This is a genomic window from Mesorhizobium sp. M1A.F.Ca.IN.020.06.1.1, assembly GCF_004023265.1.
GTDB lineage: Bacteria > Pseudomonadota > Alphaproteobacteria > Rhizobiales > Rhizobiaceae > Mesorhizobium.
On sequence record NZ_RZSR01000286.1, the window covers coordinates 1 to 6,180 of the forward strand.

Below are 6,180 nucleotides of genomic sequence, written 5' to 3' on the forward strand. Positions count from 1 at the left end.
CAGGCGCGGATTGAAGGCCTTTTCCTCGCCGATCGTCGACACGGTTTCGCCCTTGTAGTCGTGTGCCGGAAAGATCAGCGTCTCGTCGGGAAGCTTGAGCAGTCGGCCGAAGATCGATTCGTATTGCTGGCGCGGATCGCCGTTCTGGAAGTCGGTGCGGCCGGTGCCGCGAATGAGCAGCGTGTCGCCGGTGAAGACGCGGTCCGGCAGGACGAAGCTGTAGGAATCGTCGGTGTGGCCGGGCGTATAGACGACGTCCAGCGCCAGCCCCTCGATGGCAAGCTTGTCGCCGTCGGCAAGCCGCATCGACACGACGTCGGCCTTGGTCTGCTCACCCATCACGGTGACGCAATGCGTCCTGTCGCGCAGCGCGCCGAGCCCGGTGATGTGGTCGGCATGAAGATGTGTGTCGACCGCTTTGACCAGTCTGAGGTCGAGCTCGTTGACCAGCTGCAGGTAGCGTTCGACCTTCTCCAGCACCGGATCGATGATCAGCGCCTCGCCGCCGCGGCGGCTGGCGAGGAGATAGGAATAAGTGCCCGAAACGGAATCGAAAAGCTGACGGAAGATCATTTTATCGGCCCCATGCGCGAGCGGCCCACCCCGGCTGCCGACCAAGTCTAGAACAAGCATGAGGTGACCGCCAGCGAACACTTCATGCTTGAACTAAGGCCGAGCTCCTACCGCCTGAGCACCGCGCTCAGCACGTCGCGGATGCCGATCGCGCCGACGAAGCGCGAGCCTTCGTCGAACAGTGCCACCGGTGCCGTCTGCGAGCGGTGCATGGCGAGCATCACCGTCTTCAGCGACGTGCCGGGATTGGCCCAGAACACCTGCGCACCCTCCTCCGGCTGCCTCTCGACCTCGGCGCAGGATACCCACACCGCCGGCTTGCCGTCGCGTTCGGCCGCGGCCACCAGGCCATGCTCGTCGATCTTGAAGCGCGTCGTCTTGCGCCGGTCGAGCCAGACCCAGCCATTCTCCCCCTGCTCGAGATCGCGGCGGTCGCGCATCACGTTCCAGGCGGTGAGCACCGAAAGCGGATTCACATTGGCGATGAAGTCGCGGACATAGTCGTTGGCCGGCCTGAGCACGATGTCTTCCGGCGCGCCGGTCTGGACGATGCGCCCGCCTTCCATGATGGTGATGTGGCTGCCGATCTTCAGCGCCTCCTCGAGGTCGTGGCTGACGAAGATGATGGTCTTCTTCAGCGCCGCCTGGAGCTGCAGGAGCTCGTCCTGCAGCTTGGTGCGGATCAGCGGATCGAGGGCCGAGAACGGCTCGTCCATCAACAGGATCGGCGCCTCGGTGGCGAAGGCGCGGGCGAGGCCGACGCGCTGCTGCATGCCGCCCGACAGTTCATGCGCGTATTTCTTCGACCATTGGTCGAGATGGACCAGCTGGAGCTGCTTCTGTACCCGTGCCTTGCGCTCGGCCTCCGGCACACCGGCGAGCTCCAGACCGAAGCCGACATTCTCCTCGACCGTGCGCCATGGCAGCAGGCCGAACTGTTGGAACACCATCGCCACCTGCTTCTGCCGCAGACGTCTCAGTGTCGGCTCGTCGCAGGTGACGACGTCGACCGTGCGGTCGCCGTCATTGACCAGCACCTGGCCGCGCGACACCACGTTCAACCGGTTGACGGCTCTCAGCAGCGTCGACTTGCCGGAGCCGGAAAGGCCCATCAGCACCGAGATCTCGCCCTCATGCACGGTGAGGTTGGCGCCGGCGCAGCCCAGCACGTTGCCGGTCTTTTCGAGGATTTCGGCGCGGGTTGCGCCCTGGTCGATCAGCGCGAGGGATTTCGCCTGGTCGGCACCGAAGACGATATCGACATTCTTGAAATCGACGGCGACGGTCATTTCTTGCCTCCAACGCCGATGCGGGTCATGCGATCGAGCACGATGGCGAGCACGACGATGGCAAGGCCTGCTTCAAGCCCGAGGTCGATCTTGCGGGAGCCCAGCGCGCGGTTGATTTCGGTGCCGAGACCGCCGGCGCCGATCAGCGCCGCGAACACCACCATCGACAGCGACAGCATGATCGACTGGGTCAGCCCCGCCATGATCGTGGGCAGCGCCGAGGGCAATTCGACCTTCCACAGAAGCTGGTTCTTGGTGGCGCCGAAGGACTCGCCCGCCTCGATGATCGCCTTGGGCACCGAGACGATGCCGAGATGGGTGAGACGCACCGCCGTCGGGATGACGAAGATGATGGTGACGATGAGGCCGGGCGCGTTGCCCAGCCCGAAAAGCGTCAGCACCGGGATCAGGTAGACGAAGGTCGGCAGCGTCTGCATCAGGTCAAGCACCGGCAGCATCACGCGGTAGACCTTCGGCTTGTGCGCCGCCCAGATGCCGAGCGGCACGCCGATCGCCATTGCCATGGCGGCGGCGGCCACCACCAGCACCAGTGTCTGCACCGTCTGCTTCCAGAGGTTCTGGTTGATGATGAAGATGAGGCCGATGAAGACGCCGATGGCGAGTGGCCGCGAGCGTTGCAGGAACCAGGCGATGACGGCGACGACCAGCGCCAGCAGCACCGGCGGCAGCATCAGCAGGAGGTCCACCGCCCCGTCGAGGATGAAGTTCAGGCCGTTCGAAAAGGCCCTGAAGACGGTGTCGAAATTTTCGGTGAGGAAGCCGAAGAAGGCCTTGCCCCATGGACCTATGGGAATCTTGTAGGCGACCAGAAATTTCGAGATCGGATCCATCTTTCCCCTCTTTGGTCCTTGCCGCCCCTGCCGAGCGGTCACCTTCTCACAGCATATGAAAAAGGGCAGCCTTTTCCAGCGGCTGCCCCTTTCCGGAGATCATGCCGGACTCAAAGCCGGCTCAGCTCCCAAGCGCAGTCTTGATGGCCGCAGCCGCATCGCCGCCGTCGAAGGTGGTCACGCCGGCGATCCAGGGCGCGATCGCGTCCGGATGCTTCTTCAGCCAGTCGGTGGCGACCGTCTGGGCATCGCCGCCTTTCAGGATCGCGTCCATCATCTCGCCTTCCATATCGAGATTGAATTTCAGGTTGGAGATGAACTTGCCGGCATTCGGGCACTCGGCGGTGTAGCCCTTGCGCGTGTTGGTATAGACGGTGGCGGCGCCGAAACCGCTGTCGCCCATCCCGTCGAGATAGGTGATCTTCATGGCGCCCATCACCGGATGCGGCGTCCAGCCGAGGAAGGCGATCCACTCATTGTTCTTCATCGACTGCTCGGCCTGCGTCAGCATGCCGGCTTCCGAGGACTCGACCAGCTCGAAGCCTTCGAGATTGTCCTTCGGGTTCTTGATCATGTCGAGGATGATGCGGTTGCCGTCATTGCCGGCCTCGATGCCGTAGATCTTGCCGTTGAACTTGTCCTTGAACTTGCCGAGATCGGTCAGTGTCTTGACGCCCGCATCCGCGACATAGGTCGGCACGACGATGCCGTAGCCGGCGCCGGTCAGGTTGGTGCTTACCGTCTCGACCGAGCCGTCGGCGGTATAGTCCTTGATGTCATTGGTCATCGACGGCATCCAGTTGCCGAGAAAGACGTCGAGGTCCTTGTTCTTCAGCGACGCATAAGTCACCGGCACCGAAAGCTGGATCACCTGCGGCTCGTAGCCGAGCGCGGTGAGCAGCACCGAAGCCACCCCGGTGGTTGCCTGGATATCGGTCCAGCCGACATCGGACAGTCGCACGGCCTTGCAGCTCGCCGGATCGCCGGCATAGGCCGCGGTCGTGGACAGAAGCGCCGCCAGCCCGAGGCCGGCGACGAAGGATTTCATACGCGACATGAACTTTCTCCCATTGCGGTTTTTTAAAGCGGCGCGAAGTCACGGTTCTTGCGCCCGCCTTGTTTCGCCAGCCAAACACCATTTTGATGCGGTTTCAAGCGGTTCCACACCGCGATCAACGGCGCGCGCTTGCCATTCAGCGACATGCCGCGCTTTCCGGCGGGCCCGCTTTTTTGGTGGAAGGAGCCCGCGGCCCCTTCCCCGCCCCGCGGCAATTGAGCTTAAACACCCATATGGCCAAGCTCTACTTCAACTACGCAACGATGAATGCCGGCAAGACGACGATGCTCCTGCAGGCATCCTACAACTATCGCGAACGCGGCATGACGACAATGCTGTTCGTCGCCGGCCATTACCGCAACGGCGACAAGGGACTGATCTCGTCGCGCATCGGTCTCGAGACCGAGGCCGAGATGTTCCGCGACGGCGACGATCTCTACGCCCGCGTCGCCGAGCATCATGAGCACACCACCGTGCATTGCATATTCGTCGACGAGGCGCAGTTCCTCGAGGAGGAGCAGGTCTGGCAGTTGGCCCGCATCGCCGACCGGCTGAACATCCCGGTCATGTGCTACGGCCTGCGCACCGATTTCCAAGGCAAGTTGTTTTCCGGCTCGCGCGCGCTGCTCGCCATCGCCGACGATCTGCGCGAAGTGCGCACCATCTGCCGCTGCGGCCGCAAGGCGACGATGGTCGTTCGCCTCGGTCCCGACGGCAAGGTGGCAAAGCAAGGCGAGCAGGTGGCGATCGGCAAGGACGTCTATGTCTCGCTCTGCCGCCGGCACTGGGAAGAGGAAATGGGCAGGGCTGCGCCCGACGACTTCATCGGCTTTGCCCGCAACTGAGACGGGGAGCCTCGCGACTTCCGACTAAGTTGGGCAATTGCTGCCATCGGCCGGCTGATGGCCGCTTGATTGCCACGATTCGGCACAACAGATTTGCACACTTCCCAGCGCCGCAGCTTGTCCGCAAAAACAAGAGCTTAAGGCATACCAGCTAAAGCTGCCTGAAGGCGGCGCGCATTACTCCGGCATGAGCATGCTTGCCTTATCTTTCAAGGACCTGGCCAATTCTTTTGTTTTGCCATGTCTCCCTGTCTTCCTTCTTTCAATCCCTTGAGCCCCCACATATATTCGGCGACGTGCGACACGAAACCGGATGCCGAAGCGGGAGGCCCCTATGGCGACGTTGCAGAATTTCGATGCCGAAATTGCCAAGACCAAGCAGGTCGTCGAGGACATGCGCACCAAGATCGAGCAGTCCGGAACCGTGCTCGACACGCTCGCGCAGGCCGACAGGAAGATCGGCGATGCCAATTTCGACCTCGAGAACGCCCGCATCGAGGACGTGCTGAAACAGCAGAAGATCATGGAAGGCAATATCGCCGACCTGATCATCGGGCTGGAGGACGCCACCAATGTCTTCGGCGCCGAATTCGAGAGCATGAAGAGCTACACCGGCTGGGAAAATCTCGTCGGCGTCTTCTCCGAGCAGCGCAAGCAGCGCATGCGCACCGACCGAGTGCGCAACATGTCGCTCGCCGGCAATTTGCAGGAGCTGCTGGCGAAATCGGACACCATCGTCGGCATCCTGAAAGCCCAGAAGCAGATCCTCGACCAGCGCTACAAGACCTCCGAAGCTAGCCTGTCGCAGGTGATCGAGCGCCGTAAGGCGACTATGACCAATCTCGAGGCGGTGCAGAAACGCATCGAGGAACTCAACCCGATGCTGCTCGACATCGAGAACAAGATCGCCGCCTCGACCAGCCAGAAGGAACGCACCCAGCTCGAGGGCGAGCGTTCGAAGATGGCGACCGAGTACAACGAGAAGCAGGCCAAGGAGCAGGAGCTGCTGGCCGAAAGCCAGACGCTGGAGCGCTACACCTCGATGTTTCAGACGTTTGTCGATTCCCTCAACAACCAGATCGCCGCGCAGTCGACGCTGATCAACAAGCTGACAATCGACACCGAGCAGCGCATCGTGCTCTACAAAGCTCTGGAAGACTCGCTGAAGACGGCCGCCCAGCAGGACGTTGCCCACAAGATCAACACGCTGGGCAGCCAGGTCGACAACACGGCCGAGGAGACGATGGCCGGCATCGGCGCCGCTTCGCAGAAGCACATCGGCGATCTCTTGGAGATGCACGAGAAGAATATGGTGGCCACCGCCGACATCCAGCGCCGCAAGAAACTCGCCGACGACGCCTTCGCCCGCCGCTTCGACGAGGTGATGAAGAAGCACAATTCGGCGAACTACGTGCAGCAGTAGGCGGTGTGACGGCATTCTTCGACACGGCGGTGCCATGACCCCCGAAAATGAAGCGGCGGCGCGCTACTTCTTCGCCATCACCGCAGCGCTGAGCGGGCTCGAACTGTTCATGCGCGACGATCGCTCGCCGCTCTACCGGCAC

Annotated in this window: 7 protein-coding genes; 2 read left to right on the top strand and 5 right to left on the bottom strand. The window is 62.3% G+C overall.

The window, feature by feature from the left end:
* The 5 genes from EOA60_RS14710 to EOA60_RS39700 form a co-directional block, all read right to left on the bottom strand.
* Positions 1 to 573, bottom strand: a 573-nt coding sequence (locus tag EOA60_RS14710) for an MBL fold metallo-hydrolase (RefSeq protein WP_164899313.1), incomplete at its 3' end; no start/stop codon positions are given.
* 107 nt (positions 574 to 680) lie between these two features.
* Entirely contained in the window at positions 681 to 1,862 is a 1,182-nt protein-coding gene (choV, locus tag EOA60_RS14715) for a choline ABC transporter ATP-binding protein (RefSeq protein ID WP_095823289.1), read from the bottom strand.
* Positions 1,859 to 2,713, bottom strand: coding sequence for a choline ABC transporter permease subunit (gene choW / locus EOA60_RS14720; protein ID WP_066994259.1), 855 nt, complete (start codon positions 2,711 to 2,713; stop codon positions 1,859 to 1,861). Before choW ends, choV begins: the two co-directional genes overlap by 4 nt.
* 121 nt (positions 2,714 to 2,834) lie before the next feature.
* Positions 2,835 to 3,770, bottom strand: coding sequence for a choline ABC transporter substrate-binding protein (locus EOA60_RS14725; RefSeq protein WP_095823290.1), 936 nt, complete (start codon positions 3,768 to 3,770; stop codon positions 2,835 to 2,837).
* Positions 3,771 to 3,793: 23 nt separating this feature from the next.
* Positions 3,794 to 3,916, bottom strand: a complete 123-nt coding sequence (locus EOA60_RS39700) for a hypothetical protein (RefSeq protein WP_259979959.1) — start codon at positions 3,914 to 3,916, stop codon at positions 3,794 to 3,796.
* 87 nt (positions 3,917 to 4,003) lie between these two features.
* On the opposite strand from EOA60_RS39700, the gene EOA60_RS14730 reads away from it, so the two are divergent.
* Positions 4,004 to 4,615, top strand: a complete 612-nt coding sequence (locus EOA60_RS14730) for a thymidine kinase (RefSeq protein ID WP_066994253.1) — start codon at positions 4,004 to 4,006, stop codon at positions 4,613 to 4,615.
* 334 nt (positions 4,616 to 4,949) lie between these two features.
* The gene (locus tag EOA60_RS14735) at positions 4,950 to 6,038 is read left to right on the top strand and encodes a hypothetical protein (protein WP_095823291.1); all 1,089 of its coding nucleotides are present in this window, start codon (positions 4,950 to 4,952) and stop codon (positions 6,036 to 6,038) included.
* The last annotated feature ends 142 nt before the right edge of the window (positions 6,039 to 6,180 follow it).

What these genes read in the sequence shown, in the direction of transcription:
- choW (WP_066994259.1), bottom strand. Translation starts at nt 2,713, where the DNA reads ATGGATCCGATCTCGAAATTTCTGGTCGCCTACAAGATTCCCATAGGT.
- EOA60_RS14730 (WP_066994253.1), top strand. Translation starts at nt 4,004, where the DNA reads ATGGCCAAGCTCTACTTCAACTACGCAACGATGAATGCCGGCAAGACG.
- EOA60_RS14735 (WP_095823291.1), top strand. Translation starts at nt 4,950, where the DNA reads ATGGCGACGTTGCAGAATTTCGATGCCGAAATTGCCAAGACCAAGCAG.
- EOA60_RS39700 (WP_259979959.1), bottom strand. Translation starts at nt 3,916, where the DNA reads ATGTCGCTGAATGGCAAGCGCGCGCCGTTGATCGCGGTGTGGAACCGC.
- EOA60_RS14725 (WP_095823290.1), bottom strand. Translation starts at nt 3,770, where the DNA reads ATGTCGCGTATGAAATCCTTCGTCGCCGGCCTCGGGCTGGCGGCGCTT.
- choV (WP_095823289.1), bottom strand. Translation starts at nt 1,862, where the DNA reads ATGACCGTCGCCGTCGATTTCAAGAATGTCGATATCGTCTTCGGTGCC.